This window comes from Amycolatopsis sp. NBC_01286 (assembly GCF_035982555.1).
In the GTDB taxonomy this organism is placed as follows: Bacteria; Actinomycetota; Actinomycetes; order Mycobacteriales; family Pseudonocardiaceae; genus Amycolatopsis.
Genome location: NZ_CP108428.1, coordinates 3,104,781 through 3,122,131, shown reverse-complemented (window position 1 = coordinate 3,122,131; position 17,351 = coordinate 3,104,781). Strand labels below are relative to the sequence as shown.

16 protein-coding genes are annotated in these 17,351 nt (G+C 71.8%); 3 read left to right on the top strand and 13 right to left on the bottom strand.

What is annotated here, in order from left to right; translation table 11 throughout:
• Positions 1–40: 40 nt before the first annotated feature.
• The 5 genes from OG570_RS15195 to OG570_RS15175 all read right to left on the bottom strand — a co-directional run bounded on the left by OG570_RS15195 (position 41) and on the right by OG570_RS15175 (position 3,867).
• A complete protein-coding gene (locus OG570_RS15195; RefSeq protein ID WP_326957092.1) occupies positions 41–463 on the bottom strand; it encodes an Imm1 family immunity protein in 423 nt (140 codons plus the stop codon).
• Positions 451–1,104: a DddA-like double-stranded DNA deaminase toxin gene (locus OG570_RS15190; RefSeq protein WP_326957090.1), complete on the bottom strand. Its 654-nt coding sequence runs from the start codon at positions 1,102–1,104 to the stop codon at positions 451–453. Before OG570_RS15190 ends, OG570_RS15195 begins: the two co-directional genes overlap by 13 nt.
• Before the next feature lie 71 nt (positions 1,105–1,175).
• Positions 1,176–1,661 carry a hypothetical protein gene (locus OG570_RS15185; protein WP_326957088.1) on the bottom strand — a complete coding sequence of 162 codons (486 nt, stop codon included), beginning with the start codon at positions 1,659–1,661 and terminating at the stop codon, positions 1,176–1,178.
• Positions 1,658–2,233 (bottom strand): RNA polymerase sigma factor, encoded by a 576-nt coding sequence (locus OG570_RS15180; protein ID WP_326944814.1) that lies wholly within the window; start codon positions 2,231–2,233, stop codon positions 1,658–1,660. The genes OG570_RS15185 and OG570_RS15180 overlap by 4 nt, the downstream gene beginning before the upstream one ends.
• Entirely contained in the window at positions 2,230–3,867 is a 1,638-nt protein-coding gene (locus OG570_RS15175; protein WP_326957086.1) for a S8 family peptidase, read from the bottom strand. The genes OG570_RS15180 and OG570_RS15175 overlap by 4 nt, the downstream gene beginning before the upstream one ends.
• Positions 3,868–4,080: 213 nt before the next feature.
• On the opposite strand from OG570_RS15175, the gene OG570_RS15170 reads away from it, so the two are divergent.
• Positions 4,081–7,281, top strand: a complete 3,201-nt coding sequence (locus OG570_RS15170; RefSeq protein ID WP_326957084.1) for a SpvB/TcaC N-terminal domain-containing protein — start codon at positions 4,081–4,083, stop codon at positions 7,279–7,281.
• A 181-nt stretch (positions 7,282–7,462) separates the two neighbouring features.
• Here OG570_RS15170 and OG570_RS15165 read toward each other — a convergent pair whose 3' ends face one another.
• From OG570_RS15165 to OG570_RS15155, 3 genes are all read right to left on the bottom strand, one after another.
• Positions 7,463–8,335 carry a sigma-70 family RNA polymerase sigma factor gene (locus OG570_RS15165; protein ID WP_326944817.1) on the bottom strand — a complete coding sequence of 291 codons (873 nt, stop codon included), beginning with the start codon at positions 8,333–8,335 and terminating at the stop codon, positions 7,463–7,465.
• A 65-nt stretch (positions 8,336–8,400) separates the two neighbouring features.
• Positions 8,401–9,039: a hypothetical protein gene (locus OG570_RS15160; RefSeq protein ID WP_326957082.1), complete on the bottom strand. Its 639-nt coding sequence runs from the start codon at positions 9,037–9,039 to the stop codon at positions 8,401–8,403.
• Between the two features lie 141 nt (positions 9,040–9,180).
• Entirely contained in the window at positions 9,181–10,428 is a 1,248-nt protein-coding gene (locus OG570_RS15155; RefSeq protein WP_326957080.1) for a S53 family peptidase, read from the bottom strand.
• A gap of 268 nt (positions 10,429–10,696) precedes the next feature.
• Here OG570_RS15155 and OG570_RS15150 point away from each other — a divergent pair, with 268 nt between their 5' ends.
• Positions 10,697–13,036: a chitobiase/beta-hexosaminidase C-terminal domain-containing protein gene (locus OG570_RS15150; protein WP_326944820.1), complete on the top strand. Its 2,340-nt coding sequence runs from the start codon at positions 10,697–10,699 to the stop codon at positions 13,034–13,036.
• Positions 13,037–13,097: 61 nt separating this feature from the next.
• Here the strand turns inward: OG570_RS15150 and OG570_RS15145 are convergent, their stop codons facing one another.
• Together OG570_RS15145 and OG570_RS15140 are read right to left on the bottom strand one after the other, a co-directional pair.
• On the bottom strand, positions 13,098–13,946 hold the full coding sequence (locus OG570_RS15145) for an ion transporter (protein WP_326957078.1): 849 nt from the start codon (positions 13,944–13,946) through the stop codon (positions 13,098–13,100).
• Positions 13,947–13,981: 35 nt separating this feature from the next.
• On the bottom strand, positions 13,982–14,407 hold the full coding sequence (locus OG570_RS15140) for a hypothetical protein (protein ID WP_326944822.1): 426 nt from the start codon (positions 14,405–14,407) through the stop codon (positions 13,982–13,984).
• Between the two features lie 437 nt (positions 14,408–14,844).
• On the opposite strand from OG570_RS15140, the gene OG570_RS15135 reads away from it, so the two are divergent.
• Positions 14,845–15,012 carry a hypothetical protein gene (locus OG570_RS15135; RefSeq protein ID WP_326957076.1) on the top strand — a complete coding sequence of 56 codons (168 nt, stop codon included), beginning with the start codon at positions 14,845–14,847 and terminating at the stop codon, positions 15,010–15,012.
• A 5-nt stretch (positions 15,013–15,017) separates the two neighbouring features.
• Here OG570_RS15135 and OG570_RS15130 read toward each other — a convergent pair whose 3' ends face one another.
• The 3 genes from OG570_RS15130 to OG570_RS15120 are packed head-to-tail and all read right to left on the bottom strand — an operon-like array spanning position 15,018 to position 17,351.
• On the bottom strand, positions 15,018–15,461 hold the full coding sequence (locus OG570_RS15130) for a MarR family winged helix-turn-helix transcriptional regulator (RefSeq protein ID WP_326957074.1): 444 nt from the start codon (positions 15,459–15,461) through the stop codon (positions 15,018–15,020).
• A gap of 7 nt (positions 15,462–15,468) precedes the next feature.
• On the bottom strand, positions 15,469–16,833 hold the full coding sequence (locus OG570_RS15125) for an acetyl-CoA carboxylase biotin carboxylase subunit (RefSeq protein WP_326957072.1): 1,365 nt from the start codon (positions 16,831–16,833) through the stop codon (positions 15,469–15,471).
• A gap of 5 nt (positions 16,834–16,838) precedes the next feature.
• Positions 16,839–17,351 (bottom strand): acetyl-CoA carboxylase biotin carboxyl carrier protein, encoded by a 513-nt coding sequence (locus OG570_RS15120; protein ID WP_247058692.1) that lies wholly within the window; start codon positions 17,349–17,351, stop codon positions 16,839–16,841.

Below are 17,351 nucleotides of genomic sequence, written 5' to 3'. Positions count from 1 at the left end.
CCGGGCGGATCCAGCCCCGGCCGCGCGCCACGCCGAGGTCTCAAACGGACGGGGCGGAAACCAGCCCCGCAGGGACGCTCCCGGTCTCCAAGAAGTGCCGCGCGACCCGCCGCACCTCGTCCATCGCCACTTCGCACCCGGCCGGGATTTCCCGCACATGCGCCATGTAGTCGTACGTGACGTATTCGGCTGGATCTCCGTCGCCTTGCGTCTGCACCGCCTCCGGCGTCATGAACACGACAAAGCCTCTGTCCTGCCCGATGCCCATGTCGAATACGCCCTGCTTCGGATCTCCGGCAACACTGCATTCCACCATCGACGGCACCGGAACGTCTTTGGTGTCCGCCTGGACCTGCGCGATGAGGGCATCCAATTCGGCCGCCGAACTCACGAGGATTGCCGGGTCACCGTCGGCATGGTCGTTGTCCGGCTCCTGGTTGTACCAGACCTCTAGCGTGACCACGGTTTCGCTCCTCCGGTGAACGTCTTGCGGTAGTTCCGGCCTTCCCGCACCATTCGCGCGGCCAGTTTCTGTTCGACATCGGCCGTCGCGGCGAGGTGACCACGCGGAGGTATGCCGTGTTCGCGGAGCAGGCGGACGGCCTCGGCGGAGTCGTCGTCCAAGCCGCTGACGATCTCGTGCGTCCGACCGTGCTCGTCCACCCAACGGCCGTGCGTCTTGGCCCCCGTGTTGCCGGTGACGAGCGGCGGCATACCGGCCTGCAGGGCTTCCGCCTGCTCGCGGGTGAGGCGCTGACCGTCCGGCTTCGAGGGACTCACCGCGGGTTTGCCGGCGGCCGTCGAAGGCACGAGACCGACCGCGGTGCCCGCGCCCGCCGGTGGCGGTTCACTGACACCCAGCCTGTCCAAATAGCCGGTCAACAACCCTGCCGCGCAGTCGACAACCTGCCGAAGAGCGCTCGCGCCCGCTGCCACCCGCTCGAAGCCCGCCACCGCTTGCCGGACCTCGGGCTGCTCGGAACCCAGCCGCGTGAGTGCCTGCCGGGCTTCGTCGGCAAGATCAGCAGCTCGTTCCAGGCCGCCGGGAGGCAGCTCGCGCAAAGCCTTCCGGACGGCCGACGACAAGTCGCCGACTCCGGCCATGGTTGCTCCCGCGCACGTCATGGCTGCTCAACGAGCTGCCCACCGACGAACTTATGGCCGACAGGAGCGGGTCACAACTCGATGGCCGGGGTGCTCACCGTCCTCGAGCGGCCGAGTGTGCGGACCAGGACCTGCACCATTCCGTGCGGCACACCGCAGACCGCGAACCGGCCTTCGGGGTCGGACGTCGTGGTCAGCGGGCCGCCACTGGTGCGGACCTCGATCGGGTGCTCGGCCGGTGGGGTGAGCCAGCCGTCCAGGCGGATCGTGCCCGCCGGCTCGGGGCTGACGTTCACCATGATGGTCAGGCTTTCGCTGTCGAACGTGATCAGCCTGCCCTGCTCGGCGGCGCTGCGGGCGGCGACGAGTCCCTCCTGTTCCCGGATCCGCATCACTTCCAGGTCGATGTCCTCGAGCTGGATCGCGAACCGGATCTGGTCCACCAGCGTGGCGGGCATCGGGTCGGCGTCTTCCCACAGCTCGCGCACCCCGGCCAGCAGCCGGAGGTCGAGCTCGTCCAAGGGCTCGTTCGCGCCTGCTGGTTCGACGGTGGTCACAGCCAATCTCCTTCGCCGTTGGCGAGTAGCTGCTCACGCAGGCGCGCGAGACAGCGTCCCCTGGTCGGGCCGATACTCCCCCTCGGCATGCCCAGCCGGACGCCGACTTCGGCGTAGTCCGGCCGGTGCACGAACGCCACGATCCGCAGCAGGCTGCGGCAGCGTTCGGGCAGCTGGTCGACCGCGCGCCACAACCGCGCGCGCTGGTCGTCGCGCAGCACCCCCTCCTCGGGTGCCGGTGATGCTTCGGCGAGCCGCTCCGGCAGTTCCGGCAACGGCCGTTCAAGCCGGCGTTTTTCCCCCGTACGCCAGGCTTCCCGCTTCGTGACGGTGATCAGCCAGCCGGTGAGCGCCACCGGCGAGCGGATCTCCGCGAACGAGCCGAGCAGGCGCAGCCACGCCGTCTGCACGACGTCCGACGCCTGATCGACGTCCAGGCCCTGATCACGCGCCACCTGCCAGAGCAGCGGCGTGAGCAGGACGACGAGTTCGTCCAGCGCCGCGCGGTCCCCGTCCCGCGCGGCGTCGAACAGCGTGGCGACCCGTTCGTGGTCCGTCTTGGCCACGGTCACAGTGCGCCCAGCGCGGTCCAAGCCCGCTTGACGACGGTGTCGCGCTCGACCGTGGCGAGGTCGGCGCCCGCGGTCTTGAGCAGCGCCTTGCCGATCTCCGCGGCGGCGAGCGGCGCGGCGAACGACGTGCCGTCCCAGACCGCGAAGCCGGCGCTGTAGTCGTCCGGGTCGAACGAGTTGCGGCCCTGGTCCGGCACTTCGTGGTCGGCCGACGCGGTGCCGCGGACGTCGTCCGGGTAGGTGCTGACGACGCCCGCGCCGGTCGCCCAGCAGCGGACCCACGGGCCCTCATTGGAGAACAGCGCCTTGCTGGCGGTGCGGTCGGGGTTGAGCGCGCCGACGCTGATCACCGGCGGGCCGCCGTTCGGGCCGGGCGGCTGGTCGGCGAAGGCCGCCGGGTAGAAGCGGCGGGTGGTGGCGTCGTTGCCCGCCGCGGCGACGACGAGCACGCCGAGGTCGGTCAGCTCGGTGATCGCCGCGGCGAACTGGCCGGTGTAGGCGACGTCGACCGGGTTCTCCTCGTAGTAGCCCAGCGACAGCGAGACGATGTCGACCATGTCCTCGGGCCGGTTGTCCGCCTGCGCGTTCCGCACGCGGTCGGCCAGCAGGTGCAGCGCGAGCAGCACGTCGCCTTCGTACGCGACGCCGTCGCTGTGCACGACGCGGATCGCGAGGGTGTCGGCTTCGGGGCAGGCCTGCCGGATGATGCCGGCGATGAACAGGCCGTGGCCGGTGTCGGTGTCGACGTCGCCGATCAGCGGCTGGCCGGTCGTCGGCGCGTCCCAGTAGTCGCTGAGCAGCTGGGTCGGCACGGTGACGCCGGAGTCGGTCTCCGCTTGCAGGATCGCCGCCTGGATGTCCGGCGCGACGCGCAGCCCGCTGTCGGCGGGCGGCGGGCCGCTGCGGTCGGCCAGCCCGAACCACGGGTGCGGGCCGATGCCGGTGTCGAGCACCGCGACGACCGGGCGCCGGTGCGCGGGCTCGGCGCTGCGGTGGGGCGGGGCCGCCGACAGCGTCACCGGGATCCGGTTGGCGCCGCGCGTCCGGCCGTACGAGCTGCCGGCGCCGAACCCGCTGGTCTCCCACGGGGTTCCGCCGAGGCCGCTGGTCTCCCACGGCACCCCGCCGAACACCGGCGTCGAGAACACCAGGTGCTCCACGGAAATCTTCGCAACGATCTCGGGGTCGATCTCCGGGTTCTCCCCTGCCGACGCGCCCCGCAGCAGCTGCACGGCCTTCCAGCAGTCGACGACGACCGGGTCGGAGTCCTCGCGCACGTGCAGCAGCGCCCGCACGGGCAGGTCTTCGAGCTGCCGGGCCCGGACGCTCGCCTTGGTGTCGCCGCCGCGGTCGGCCGGCTCGGCGTAGATGCCGATGCGGGCGAGCACGCCGTTGACCGCGTCGAGGGTCCCCTGGTCGTGCAGGTACCGGTTCGGCATGAGGAACACCCCCGGCCGGTACACGGTCGTGCGCGGCACCGGCCGGCCCGGCACCGCCGTCGACGTCGCCGGGTCGAGCACCCGCGCGCCGTGCCGGTCGAGCAGCTGCCTCGGCGGTGCCGGAAGCTCGTTGAGCGTGCCGGGATCCTCCTTCGGCGCCCTGGAGCCCTCGTCCCTCACGAACCTGACCACCATCGGGTCCACCCTCTCGTTCGCCCCCGCCATTGATCACGTGTGGTTACTCGGGAAAGACCGGGCAGCCGCACCCGGGATACGGCACGGACGTCACGAATGCGTAACTACGACGGCAAACGGGTGACGACGTATCTGGCGTCGCCGACTCACCCACTTGGACCTCGGAAGTCACCGGTGGCGCACCCGCGCCGCCCGGCATTCGGGGAGATCGCCATGGCTCTGCTCCGGTCGAGCGTCCAGGACGCGGCCCAGCCCGCACGGGTCCGCGGGCTGGGCGGCGCCTTCACACCGGAACCCGCGACCGGGGGCGGGAGTTTCGCCGTCCCGCTCGACCTGCCGGCCGGCCCGGGCGGCATCGCGCCGGCGCTGGCCCTGCGGTACGTCACCGGCGCGCCGAACGGCCCGTTCGGCGCGGGGTTCGCCGTGCCGCTGCCGAACGTCCGGCTGGACGACGGCCGCGCGCGGAGCCGGACCAGCGGCCGGCTGGCCCGCCGCGGCGAGGGTTTCGTGCTCACCGCGCGGTCGGGCACCCGGCACTTCCTCGGCACCTCCGACGGCGGCCGGTCCGGCACCCACGCCTGGCACCTCGAGCGGACCGAAGACGCCCTGGGCAACACCACGGCCTTCGGCTGGGCGCACCACAGCGGGCAGGCGTACCTCGCGCGCATCTCCTACGGACCGTACGAAGTGGACTTCGCGTACGAGCCGCGGCCGGACGTCCTGCACGCCGACCGCGTGACGACGGCGTTGCGCTGCTCCCGGATCGAGCTGCGGGTGCCGGCCGCCGCGCGCCCGCTCGTCCGCCGCTGGACCCTCGGTTACGACGTCGACGACGGCGCTTCCGTGCTGACGTCCGTCGCGCTGACCGGCTTCGACGCGCGCGGCGCCGAAGCGGCCGCGCCGCTGCTGCGGCTCGCCTACGCCCGTGCGGATCCACCGGCCGCGCCACGGGTCCCGGTCCCGGCCCGGGCCCGCGCGAGCAGCGGCTCCGGCGTGCTGCTCCTCGACGCCGAGGACGAACCGATGCCGTGGTACGCCCTCGAACCCGGCGACCTCGCGGGTGCCGGGCGGCTGAGCGAGATCGACAACGGCATCGGCCTGCGCACCGCGATCGAGTACACGACGGTCGAGGCGGTCCCGGTGGTCTGGCGCGTCACGCACCGCGAGTCGGCGACCGGGCACGCGGGCGCGACCGAGTTCGAGTACCACGAACGGCGGTCCGGCGACGCCTTCACGGGCTTCGGCCGGGTCGTCCAGGACGACCTCGGCGACGAGCACGCGCCGACCCTGCGGACCGTGCGCTGGTTCGGCGACGACGGGCTCCTGCGGCAGGAGGAGACCTACGGCCTCGACGACTCGCCCGACGCCGTCCGGCCGTACCGCCGGATCGAGCACAGTGGACGTCCACAGTGGACGAAATCGGTGACGACGGTGTTCGAGCGCCAGGAGAAACCGGTCTCGGTCACCACGACGGAGTCGGACCTGGACGCCGCCGGGAACCCGGTCCGGGTGGTGGAGACGACCGAGCGGCCCGGCCAGGAGCCCGCGGTGCGCGAGACGCGCACGACGTACGCGACCGATCCCGACCACCGCTTCGCCGCGCTGCCCGCCCGGGTCCGCGAGCTGGACGGCGCCGGGAAGGTGTTGTCGGACAAGCTGTTCCGCTACGACGAGTGTCCCGACGGGAGCGCCGGCTCGCAGGGGCAGCTCACCGCGCGGGAGGAGCTGGTGCTCCCCGACGCGCTCGTCGCCGACGTCTACGGCCCGATCCCGCCGGACCTCGGCCGGCACGGCTACCACCGCCGCGACGGCGAGGCCGGCTGGTGGACCACGACGTTCCACCGGCGGGTCGGCAACGTCACCGGGCTGCGCACCACGACCACCGGACCACGCGGCGACAGCCACGAGGTGCGGTACTCGGCGGACCGCTGCTTCCCCGAGGTGGCCACGGACCCGGTCGGGAACATCACGGCGACGCGCTACGACGTCCGGACGGCGCGGGTCTGCGAGGTGATCGACCCGGCGGGCGCGGTGACCACCGTGACGCACGATCCCCTGGGGCGCCCGGAAACCGTCGTGCGGCCGGGCGATTCGGCGGACCTGCCGACGCTGCGCCACCGCTACGACCACCACCACGGGCCGGTGCGGGTCACCACCGAGCAGCGCGCGGTGTCCGGCGAGGCGGAGGTGCTCGTGACGGCGGAGGTGCGCGACGGCGCCGGGCGGCTGCTGCAGCGGCGGCACGCCGAGCTCCTCGGCGACGTCGTCGACGAGCACCACGAGTACTGCGCGCGGGGCCTGGTGTGCCGGACGTCGCGGGCGTTCCGGATCGGCGGCCGGCGCGCGCCGGCGACCGAGTACCGCTACGACGCGCTGGCCCGCCCGGTGCGGGTGACGGCCCCGGACGGCTCGGTCCGGACGTTCGAGCCCGCGTCGTCGGCTCCCGAAGCCGTCGAACCGGTCCGCGACCTGCTCGGCCGGGTGCTGCGCGACACCGGCGGCGTCGTCCACGTGCGGGACGCGGCCGGGAACTCGGTCCAGGCGCGGACCACCGGCGGGCGCACGGTGTACCGCGTCCACGACGTGGCGGGCCGGGTGGCCGCGGTGCGGGTCGACGACCCGGCCGGGCCGCCGGTCACCACGTTCACCTACCACGACGGCGGGCTCCCGGTGCCGCTCGAAGCGGGCCCGCACAGCTGCGGGCGGCTGGTGCGCGTGACCGACGAATCGGGCGTCACGCTGCTCGGTTACGACGCGCTCGGGCACGCCGTCACGAAGCGGTGGCGGCCGGCGCACGTGGCCGTCGAGTACCGGCTCGACATCGTCCGCCGCGCCGACGGGCGGCTGTCGCAGGTGACCTACCCCGACGCCGGGGACGGCCGGCTGACCGTGCTGTACCAGTACGACGACGTGAGCAGGCTGGTGAGCGTGCCGGGATTTGTCGACACCGTGCAGTACGACGTGCGCGGCCGGCGCACCGCGGTCCACTACGCGAACGGCGTCAGCGAGCACTTCGGCAACGGCCTGCACGTGGTCCGCGGCCCGGGCGGCCTGCTGCGCGAGATCCCGCCGCCGGCGCCGGTCGAAGGCCTGGACCAGCCCGCCGGCATCGAGATCCGCGACGCGTTCGGCCGGCTGCGCGGGGTGCACGGCGACGACGGCGTCAACGAGCTGTACGGCTACGACCACGCCGGCCGGCAGGTCCGCACGCTGGTGACCCACGGCACCGACATCCACGAGACGCTGACCCCGGACGAGCTCTACGCGATCGAGGACGGCGAGCTGGTGGTCGTGGTCGCCGGGGCGGTGCGGCGGCACGCCGACGGGGCCCGGCGGTACCTGCACTTCGACGACCGGGACCGGGTCGCGCTGGTCACGGACGAGAAGGGCGCGGTGGTCGACCTCGCGTGGTGACCGCCGCGGTCACTTGCGGTGCTTGCCCCCTTGCCGCTCACCGCCGGAGTTCTCGGTGCCCGTGGTGGTGTTCGCGTCACCGCTGTCTTTTTTCTCGTGCTTCCCCATGTCGACCCCTCCCCTTGCGCCGATACACCCTATGGTAGCACCACGTAGTGGATCAACTCCACAGAGTGCGCGCTCAGTCGAGCACCGCCAGGTCCAGCCGGTCGAGCCGGGCCGGGTCGGCGAGGATGTCGATCGCCACGATACGGCCACCCGCGACCGTGAAGCCGAGCACCGAGAACGGGCGGCCCTCGCGGGTCGCCACCACGCCGGCCGCGCCGTTGACCAGGGCGCGCCGGACCGTACCGCCGCCCGCGCCGAGGCGGGAGAACGTCAGGGCCTGGTCGGCGACCGCCGCCGCGCCGGTGACCTCGATCGAGCCACCCCGCTCCGCGCCGCGGTCCGCGCGCAGGACGACGTCCGGGGCGAGCACCGAGACGAGCGCTTCGAAGTCGCCACCGCGGGCGGCGGCGAGGAACGCGTCGACGACCGCGCGCTGCCGGGCGACGTCCGGGTCCGGCGCGACCGGCGCGCCCTGCACCCGCCGGCGTGCGCGGCTCGCGAGCTGGCGGGTCGCCGCCTCGGAGCGGCCGACGATCGGCGCGATCTCCTCGAACGGCATGGCGAACATGTCGCGCAGCACGAACGCCAGCCGCTCGCCCGGGGTGAGCGTGTCGAGCACGACCAGCAGCGCGAGGCCGACGGAATCGGCCAGCAGCACCGACTCCTCGGGGCCGTCGTCCTCGCGGGTGATGATCGGGTCCGGCACGAACTCCTCGCGCCGGGCCTTGCGCGAGCGCAGCATGTCGAGGCAGACGCGCCCGACGACGGTGGTGAGCCAGCCGGCCAGGTTCTCGACGTCTGACGTGTCACTCCGGCTGAGCCGCAGCCACGACTCCTGCACGGCGTCGTCGGCCTCGCTCAACGAGCCCAGCATCCGGTAGGCGACGGCCCGCAGGTGCTCGCGGTGCGTCTCGAAGCGGTGCGCCAGCCAGTCGGCGTCGTTCACGGTTCTCGTCCTTCGCTCAGGTGCCCTCACCACCTTGACGGATCCCGTGCGCGAGATGTGACAGCTCAGTGCGTGAGGTCCCGCAGCACCCGCGCCGGATCGACGTCCACCGCGCGGCACGTGCCGGGGTGCTCGCTCGGCGCGCTCCACGCGGCCGACACCCACAGGTCGGCGTAGTCGCCGCGGTCGACGGCCGGGAGCTGCCAGGTGAGCCGCGCGCCCTCCCGCTCCACGGTGTCCTCGGTGAGCGACCCGGCCCAGTACGGCGGCACGTGCTGCCCGGCCCGCGCGCACCCGCGCAGCACCTCGACGCCGGGGCCGCCGACGGTGACCACGGCGTCGGCGCTCTCGGCCGTGAAACCGGCATCGGCGGGACTCACGTCTGCTGCACCGATCAGCTCGGCCTGGACGGCGAACTCGCTCAGCGGTTCCCGCGCCAGCACGCGGAAGATGGTGGTCTGCCGGGTGACGGCGGGGTAGCCGTCGGGCAGGTGCGGCGCGCTCGGCCCGGACAGCACGTCGAGCCGCACGGACCGGTGCCGCCACCGGCACAGCCACGCGCCGGAGTCCAGGCCCCAGGTCAGCTCCGGCCGCGCCGGCACGTCCCACCCGCCGACACGCACGGCGAACCGCACGGCGCCGAGCGGCGTGTCGATGCCCAGCGCCCGCGGCCGTGTCGTCGACAGCACGTCGGTGTCCAGCATGAAGTCATCCTCACCCCGCCCCGGGATCCGCGAAAATGCGCAGCACGAACGTCACCCGTCCGTGGAAGATCGGCCGCGAAGAGTCCGCTGTGGACGAACCGGCCAAATCGTCCACAGCGGACTCGTCGGTGGGAAGATGCGTCAGAAGCCGCCGGTGCCGTTCGGGGTGCCCAGGCCGGTCGGGCCGTCGTAACCCGTGCCCGCAGTGCAGAGGTACGTGCCGCCGCAGCTGCCGTTCGACCCCGACGTGACGTCGTTCAGGCTGCCCGCGTGGGCGTACGGGTACGACCCCGACGTCACCGCGGTGCCCGCCAGCGCGTACACGCTCGCGATCACCGGCGACGACAGGCTCGTGCCGCCGACCTGGACCCAGCCGTCCGCGCCCTGGGCCAGGCCCAGCGCCAGCAGCAGGTCGCAGAACGACGAGCTGCCGCAGCTGTTGTACGTGTCGTAGACGCCGAGCCCGGTGGCCGGGTCCGCGACCGCGGAGACGTCGGCGACGGTCCGCTTGGCGCAGCCCGTGTCGTGCTGCCACGACGGCTTGGCCTCCAGCGCCGAACACCCGCTGCCGCTGCCGGACCACGTCGTCTCCGACCAGCCGCGCGTGGTGCCCGCGGCCTTCTTCAGCGTCGTGCCGCCGACCGCCGTGACGTACGGCGAGGACGCCGGCCAGCTCACGCCGTAACCGGAGTCGCCCGACGACGCCGTCACCGCGATGCCCGGGTGGTTCAGGTGCGCGTCGGCGGCGAGGATCGTCGAGTCCTCGGTGCCGCCGTAGCTGTTGGAGATGGCCACCACGCCGGGTGTCGCCGCGGCCGTGTCGACCGCCGTCATCAGCGGGTCGGTGTCCGCGGAACTGGCTTCCACCAACAGGATGTGGCAGTCCGGGCAGGTCGCGGACACGGCGTCGAGGTCGAGGCTGATCTCTTCAGCCCAGCCGTAGTCGCCCGCCGGCAACGGGCTCGTGGCGCCGTTCTGGTTGACCTTCTTGAAACAGCCATTGGCGGACGTGCACGGCGGAAGTCCGCGCGCCGCACGGAACTTCGCGAGATCGGCCTCCGCGGTCGGCGCGTCCATGGCGTCCACAATGGCCACTGTGCGGCCGTTCGCGTGCAGCCCGCCGAGGTTGTACGCGGCCTGGATCTCGGCCGGGCCGTAGCCGACCGGCGTCGACGTCAGCAGCGGGCCGGCGCCCTTCGGCGACCGGATGGCCTTGCCCAGGCAGTGCATCTTTCCGGATGTGGCGCAGCCGAAGCTGATCACGCCGCCGCTCGGCAACGGCGCGGCCTCAGCAGCGACCGCGGGGACGGCGGCGACCACGGGCGCCGCGACGAGGACGAAGGCCACGAGGGCTCGGACGAGGGTTCTGCCACGCGATGATTCAGCCATACCTACTCCTCGGTAGGGGACCACGGTGTGGCACCGGATCGTCGCATGTCACACGATCGGGGTCACCCGACCGACGGAGGTTTCTCGGTTCAGTCATTCGCCCACTACTGTGCAAATCGGGTCATCAATCACAGAACGCCTCACCCACCTGGATGATTGGTCCAGACAACTGTTATCGATTCGTGATCGAAGCACCGCTGAGCGGGAGCTACTTTGTTGTGACTCGCAACAAATGCTCGTGGATCCCCAACGGCGGAGGTGTCACGGCGTGGCCCGGACTTTGGAAAAGATTCGACGACGCCGGCGTGGCGCCGTCGCGACGCTCGCCCTCACGGCGTCGACCCTGTTGCTCGGCGCCGGGTTGAACGCCCCGGCCGCACTGGCCGCGGACGACTACACGCAGAGCGTCACGCAGCTCAGCTCGACGCAGCTGCAGCTCAACTTCACCCCGACGACCCCCGCGGTGTACGTGGACGTCCACTACACCGGCGTGCCGGGCGCCGGGCAGCAGAACGTCCGGATGACGAACGCCTCCGGCACGTGGCACTCCACCGTCAACGGTCTGAGCAGCGGAAACACGCTCGACTACTGGTTCACCTACGAGAAGAGCGGGCCGCAGTACGACACCCCGCACTTCACCTTCACCGTGGGTGGCGGCGGCACGACGACCGTCGCGGCGCCGACGTTCAGCCCGCCCGGCGGGACGTACTCGGCGGGCCAGACGGTGACGATCAGCAGCGCCACCTCCGGCGCGACCATCCGGTACACAGTGGACGGTTCGACGCCCACCGCGTCGTCGCCGCAGTACACGGCGCCGATCAGCGTCCCGGGCTCGCGGACGGTCAACGCGATCGCGCTCAAGTCCGGTTCGACGACGTCGGCGGTGTCGAGCGCGACCTACACGATCGGCACCCAGGCGGGCTGCCCGACGCAGTCGGACACCCCGAACTTCGGGTCCAACGTGCGGATCTTCGACCCGAGCATGTCCGCGGCGACGATCCAGGCGCAGCTGGACACCGACTTCAACAACCAGAAGGACACGCTCACCGCGCAGTTCGCGGACCGGCGCGTCGCCCACCTGTTCAAGCCCGGCACGTACAACAACGTGCACGACAACGTGGGCTTCTACACCTCGGTGGCCGGCCTCGGCCAGAACCCCGGCGACGTCCTGATCAACGGTGACGTCACCGTGGACGCGTTCAACGCCTCCGACAACGGCGTGGCGCTGCAGAACTTCTGGCGCTCGGCCGAGAACATGGCGGTCAACCCCTCCGGTGGCCAGGAACGCTGGGCCGTCGCGCAGGCCGCGCCGTTCCGCAGGATGGACGTCCGCGGCGGGCTGCAGCTGTACCCGGCGAGCTACGGCTACGCGAGCGGCGGCTACATCGCCGACACGAAGGTGGCCGGCCAGGCCGCGTCGATCTCGCAGCAGCAGTGGTACACCCGCGACTCGCAGCTCGGCAGCTGGAACGGCGGCGTCTGGAACATGGTCTTCTCCGGCACCAGCGGTGCGCCGGCGACGACGTTCCCGAACCCGCCGGAGACGACGCTGGCGACCACCCCGGTCTCCCGCGACGTGCCGTACCTCTACGTCGACGGCACCGGCAAGTACCGCGTGTTCCTGCCTTCGCTGCGCACCAACGCGTCCGGCCCGAGCTGGGCGAACGGCAGCACCCCGGGCACGTCGGCGCCGATGAGCCAGTTCTACGTCGTCAAGGCCGGCGACACGGCCTCGTCGATCAACAACGCGCTCGCGGCGGGCTGCAACCTGTTCTTCACGCCGGGCGTCTACCACCTCAACCAGACGCTCAACGTGACCAAGGCCGGCACGACGATCCTCGGCATCGGCTACCCGACGCTGGTGCCGGACAACGGCGTCAACGCGATGCAGGTGTCCGATGTGGACGGCGTGCGGCTCAAGGGCCTGCTGTTCGACGCCGGCACGACGAACTCGCAGGCGCTGCTCACGGTCGGCCAGTCCGGCTCGACGGCGTCCCACGCGGCGAACCCGACGACGGTCCAGGACGTGTTCTTCCGGATCGGCGGCGCGATCGCCGGCAAGGCGACCAACAGCCTGATCGTCAACAGCGCCAACACGATCATCGACCACATCTGGGCCTGGCGCGCCGACCACGGCAACGCGGGCACGGTCGGCTGGAACACGAACACGGCCGAGACGGGCTTGGTGGTCAACGGCGCGAACGTGCTGGCGACCGGCCTGTTCGTCGAGCACTACCAGAAGTACCAGGTGATCTGGAACGGCCAAGGCGGGAAGACGATCTTCTTCCAGAACGAGATGCCCTACGACGTGCCGAACCAGGCGTCGTGGAACGCGCCATCGGGTGTGGCGGGGTACGCCGCGTACAAGGTCGCGGCGGGGGTGACGTCCCATGAGGCCTGGGGTCTCGGGAGTTACTGCTTCTTCGACACGAACCCGGCGGTGTCCAGCTACCACGCGTTCGAGGTGCCGAACAACAGCGGCGTGAAGTTCCACAGCCTGCTGACGGTGTCGCTCAACTACCGCGGCACGATCACGCACGTCATCAACGACACGGGCGGTGTCACGCCTACGGGCACGGTGCCGGTCAACGTGGTGAGCTACCCGTAAACCGGGTAACGCAATGAAGGCCGCCTCACCGGACCCGACCCCGGTGGGGCGGCCTTCGTCGTCAGCGCCTGGGGTGGAGCGTGTCGTACTCGTGGGCCGCTTCGCGCTGGGTGCGCGTGGGGAGTGAGTGCTCGTCGTCTTCGGCGTCCAGGTCGTTGAGGCCCAGCTGGACGGCCTGGCGGATCTGCTCGCGGTTGTCGCGGACGACCGTGGAGAAGAAGTCGTCGATCCGCGGGTCGAGCAGGACCTCCAGCAGCACGCGGAAGGACGTGTCGACGACCGTGCGGACGATCTCGTCGTGGAACGGCAGCCGCTTGAGCTTGCCCAGCTGCGGGTCGGCGGCGATCTTCTCGGCGATGATCGTGCGCAGCTCGTCCTTGTTGGCGCCGAGCGACTTCGCGAGGTTCTCGGGGTAGTTGCCCGTCTCGAGGACCTTGACGACCTCGTCGAGCACGGCGATGGTCACCGGCTTCTTGATGGCCTTGACGATCGGCTCGGACAGTTTGTCGACAAGCCGATAAGTGAACTGCTCGCCGACGGCCCGGTCCGCGGCCCGCCCGATCCGGATCAGCAGCAGCACGACGCCGATGAACTTGTGCCCGGCGATGAACGGGTGCGCGACGGGGATCATGGCGAACAGCTCGTACCAGTTGCGCACCAGGAACTTCTTGGCCCACTTGCGTTTGCGCCACCGCCACAGGAACTCGCCGAGGAAGATCGCGCAGATCCCGCAGTCGATGTAGAAGAGCACCAGGCCGACGTCGCGCGCGGGCGGGCTGAGGAGCGTGAACCCCAGCAACCCGACCGAACCGGCGGCCAGGATGAGCATGATCCAGTCGTCGGCGCGCACGTTCCCGGGCAGAATCCCGCTGTTGAGCTCCGGCTCGCGGGCTTCGCGAAGGGTGGCCATGCCCGATGATGGCACGGACGGCGCTCCCGAGCCGGTCAGCAGCGCCGCCGGTGGTAGCTCCACGTCACCGCGGCCAGCAGCGGCGCCCACAGCAGTACCGGCAGGTAACACGCCACGAGCAGGACGTGCCCGGCCGGGTGGGAGAACGCGACGAGCCCGAAGTCCGGGAAGTCCCGGAAGGCGAAGCCCCAGATCACCGCGAGCGCGACGGCCCCGGCCGCCGCCGGCCCGATCGCGGCCCACGGCGCCACCCGCCGCCCACCCAGCAGCGGCACCCACCGCGGCACCCGCTCACCCCACGGCCGCACGAGCCCGAGGGTCAGCAGCGCGAGCGCCTCGGAAACCACACTGAGCCCGACGATGTAGACCGCGTCCCCGCCGACATCGGCGTCCCCGGCCCGAAGCCCGAGCGGCACCCCGGCGACCAAGGCGATCCGCCACAACCCGGACGGCAGGGTCACCAAAGGCACCAGATGCGCAGCGACCACGGCCCAGCGAGGAGGCGTTGTTGTCATGAGCCCGATCCTCGACGCGCGGCCGGCAAGAGGACTCCCCCTCAGGGTTGACCCGGCCGGGACCCGCGAGGGAAACCCGTCAAAAACAGGACACTTGCCGAGGAATCGGCGCCGTCGGGTAGCGAAACCGGAGCCGATACCGATCAACCGACAGGAAACTTCGATCCAGTCGTGAGGAAGTCGCCATGACGACGCACTGAGCCCCCGAGCCGATACGGCCGCCCGGACCCTGTGGCCGTCCACCTCGGAAGTCTTTGCCGGGCAACGGGAAACACCTTGTCGCCGCGGACGTCGCACGCGCACCATCAATGTAGTCACCCGATTTCGCACTCACGTCGAAATCGTCGAAATCCGGCTGGTCCGGGAAATTCGAGGAGTCTGCCATGATGGTCGTCTGTTCTTTCGCGTCGCTGGTACGGGCCGCCGTGCTGCTGGTCGCCCTCGCCCTCGTGGCCGGGCTGGCCCTCGCGGGGCCCGCCGCGCCGGCCACCACACCGCACCCGAGCCCGGTGAGCAGCTCGGCCACCACGTCCGTGCCGGTCGAGCAGTGACCGCACTAGGGCTCGTCCGGCAGGGCCGCCAGCCAGAGGGTCAAGCAGCGCTCCACCGCCAGCAGTTCCGTCACCGTGCAGTTCGACACCACCGCCTCCGGCAGGCGGGACAGCGCCGCCCTCGCTGTTGCCACCCTGGCCGCGCCCGCGGGCGTGCACTCCACCAGGATGCGGCGGCGGTCCAGCCGATCCTTTCGGCGGTGGAGGTGGCCCGCTCGTTCCAGGCGGTCCAGCATTCCCGTCACCGCGCCCGTCGAGAGGTGCGTCTCCAGGGCGATGCGCCCCGCGGTCACCGGGCCGTCGGCGCCGCGGAGCGTTTCCAGGCACTGGTACTCCCGGAACGTCAAGCCCAAGCCGCGGGTCACCGCGTCGAAACGCTCGCGCAGCGCCGTTCCCAAGCGGCCGCCCAGGTCCGCGATGCGGCCCGGGTCCGGTGCCGTCGTGCGCATCGCCGCCTCACTTCCGGAGCAACGCTGTGCTGTGCTGCCCGGCCCGGAACACCGGGTCGGCCAGTACCTCCTGCAGCAGGTCGCTCGTCGTGCTGATGCCCGGGCCCGCGATGCGGAACTCGGCGAGCGCGCGCCGCATGCGGGCGATCGCCTGGTCGCGGTCCGGGGCCCAGACGATCACCTTGGCCAGCAACGAGTCGTAGTACGGCGGGACGTGCCAGCCCGCGTACGCGTGCGTGTCCACCCGGACGAACTGGCCGCCCGGCGGGACGAACTCCGTCAGCAGGCCCGGGCACGGCGCGAAGTCGCGCCGCGGGTCCTCGGCGTTCACCCGGCACTCGATCGCGACGCCGTTGGGCCGCACCTCGTCCTGCGTCACCGACAGCGGCAGGCCCGCCGCGACGCGGATCTGCTCGCGGACCAGGTCGATCCCGGTGACCGCCTCCGTCACCGGGTGCTCCACCTGGATCCGGCAGTTCACCTCGATGAACGCCGCTTCGTCGCCGTCCACCAGGAACTCGAACGTGCCCGCGCCGGTGTAACCGACCGCCGCCGCGCCGCGGACGGCCGCCTGCGTGAGCCGCTCGCGCAAGGCCGGCGGGAGCAGCGGCGCCGGGCTCTCCTCGATCAGCTTCTGGTGCCGCCGCTGCACCGAGCAGTCGCGTTCGCCCAGGTGCAGCACCGTGCCGTGGTTGTCGGCCAGCACCTGGACCTCGATGTGCCGCGCGTTCTCCCAGTACCGCTCGAGGTAGACGCGGTCGTCGCCGAACACGCCGCGCGCGGTCGCCCGCGTCGTGCGGAACGTCGGGAGCAGCTCGTCCCACTCGCGGACCACCGCCATGCCGCGGCCACCGCCGCCCGCGGACGCCTTGATGATCACCGGCAGGCCGACGCGCTTGGTCGTCTCGACCAGCTCGGCCGGCGAGCCGATGGCCTCGGCCGACCCGGGGACCACCGGCAGGCCGGCCGCGGCCATCAGCTCGCGCGCGGTCGCCTTGTCGCCGAGGCGCGCCATGACGTCCGGGTGCGGGCCGATGAACACGATGCCGTTCTTGTCGCAGATCTCGGCGAAGTCCGGGTCCTCCGACAGGAACCCGTACCCGGGGTGGATCGCCTCCGCGCCGGTGCGCAGCGCGGCCTCGATGATCATCGCCGGGTACAGGTAGCTCTTGCGCGGCGCCCCGGGCCCGATCTGCACCGCCTCGTCGGCCAGCCGGACGGCGGCCGAGTCGCGGTCGGCCGTCGAGTGCACGACGACCGTGCGGATCCCCATCTCGCGGCAGGTCCGCACGACGCGCAGCGCGATCTCGCCGCGGTTGGCGACGAGGATCTTGCGGAACGGCGGGTCGGTCTGCGACGTCTGGGCAGTCACGCGCGTCACCCTTCGGCTCGCGGCCGGAGCAGCAGCAGCGGCTGGCCGTACTCGACGGACTCGGCGTCACCCGCGACGATCTCGGCGACGACGCCGGCCTCCTCGGCGAGGATCGGGTTCATCAGCTTCATCGCCTCGACGATGCCCACCTGCGTGCCGACCTCGATCTCGTCACCGACCTCGACGAACGGCCGCGCACCCGGCTCGGGGCACCGGTAGAAGGTGCCGACCACCGGGGCCGCCACCGCCACCAGGTCCTCGGCCGGGTCGGTCACCTCGGGCCGGGCCACGACGGCGACGCCGTCGGTGACGCGCACCCCCACTGGCCACTCGACCTCGATGCTGGCGCAGCCGAACCGCACCACGGCCCGGCTCGGCGGCTCCGGCGCCGCGCGGACGGCGTCGGCGAGGCTGCGGCCGAGGATCGCCATGGCGTCCTCCGCGTCGAGCCCGCCGAACGTCGAGGCCGGCAGCACCGAGTCCTCGTCGGTCGTGATCTCGGGATAGGTCCTGGTCAT

What these genes read in the sequence shown, in the direction of transcription:
- OG570_RS15175 (WP_326957086.1), bottom strand. Translation starts at nt 3,867, where the DNA reads ATGGTGGTCAGGTTCGTGAGGGACGAGGGCTCCAGGGCGCCGAAGGAG.
- OG570_RS15170 (WP_326957084.1), top strand. Translation starts at nt 4,081, where the DNA reads ATGGCTCTGCTCCGGTCGAGCGTCCAGGACGCGGCCCAGCCCGCACGG.
- OG570_RS15190 (WP_326957090.1), bottom strand. Translation starts at nt 1,104, where the DNA reads ATGGCCGGAGTCGGCGACTTGTCGTCGGCCGTCCGGAAGGCTTTGCGC.
- OG570_RS15130 (WP_326957074.1), bottom strand. Translation starts at nt 15,461, where the DNA reads ATGCGCACGACGGCACCGGACCCGGGCCGCATCGCGGACCTGGGCGGC.
- OG570_RS15160 (WP_326957082.1), bottom strand. Translation starts at nt 9,039, where the DNA reads ATGCTGGACACCGACGTGCTGTCGACGACACGGCCGCGGGCGCTGGGC.
- OG570_RS15120 (WP_247058692.1), bottom strand. Translation starts at nt 17,351, where the DNA reads ATGACCAGGACCTATCCCGAGATCACGACCGACGAGGACTCGGTGCTG.
- OG570_RS15135 (WP_326957076.1), top strand. Translation starts at nt 14,845, where the DNA reads ATGATGGTCGTCTGTTCTTTCGCGTCGCTGGTACGGGCCGCCGTGCTG.
- OG570_RS15155 (WP_326957080.1), bottom strand. Translation starts at nt 10,428, where the DNA reads ATGGCTGAATCATCGCGTGGCAGAACCCTCGTCCGAGCCCTCGTGGCC.
- OG570_RS15145 (WP_326957078.1), bottom strand. Translation starts at nt 13,946, where the DNA reads ATGGCCACCCTTCGCGAAGCCCGCGAGCCGGAGCTCAACAGCGGGATT.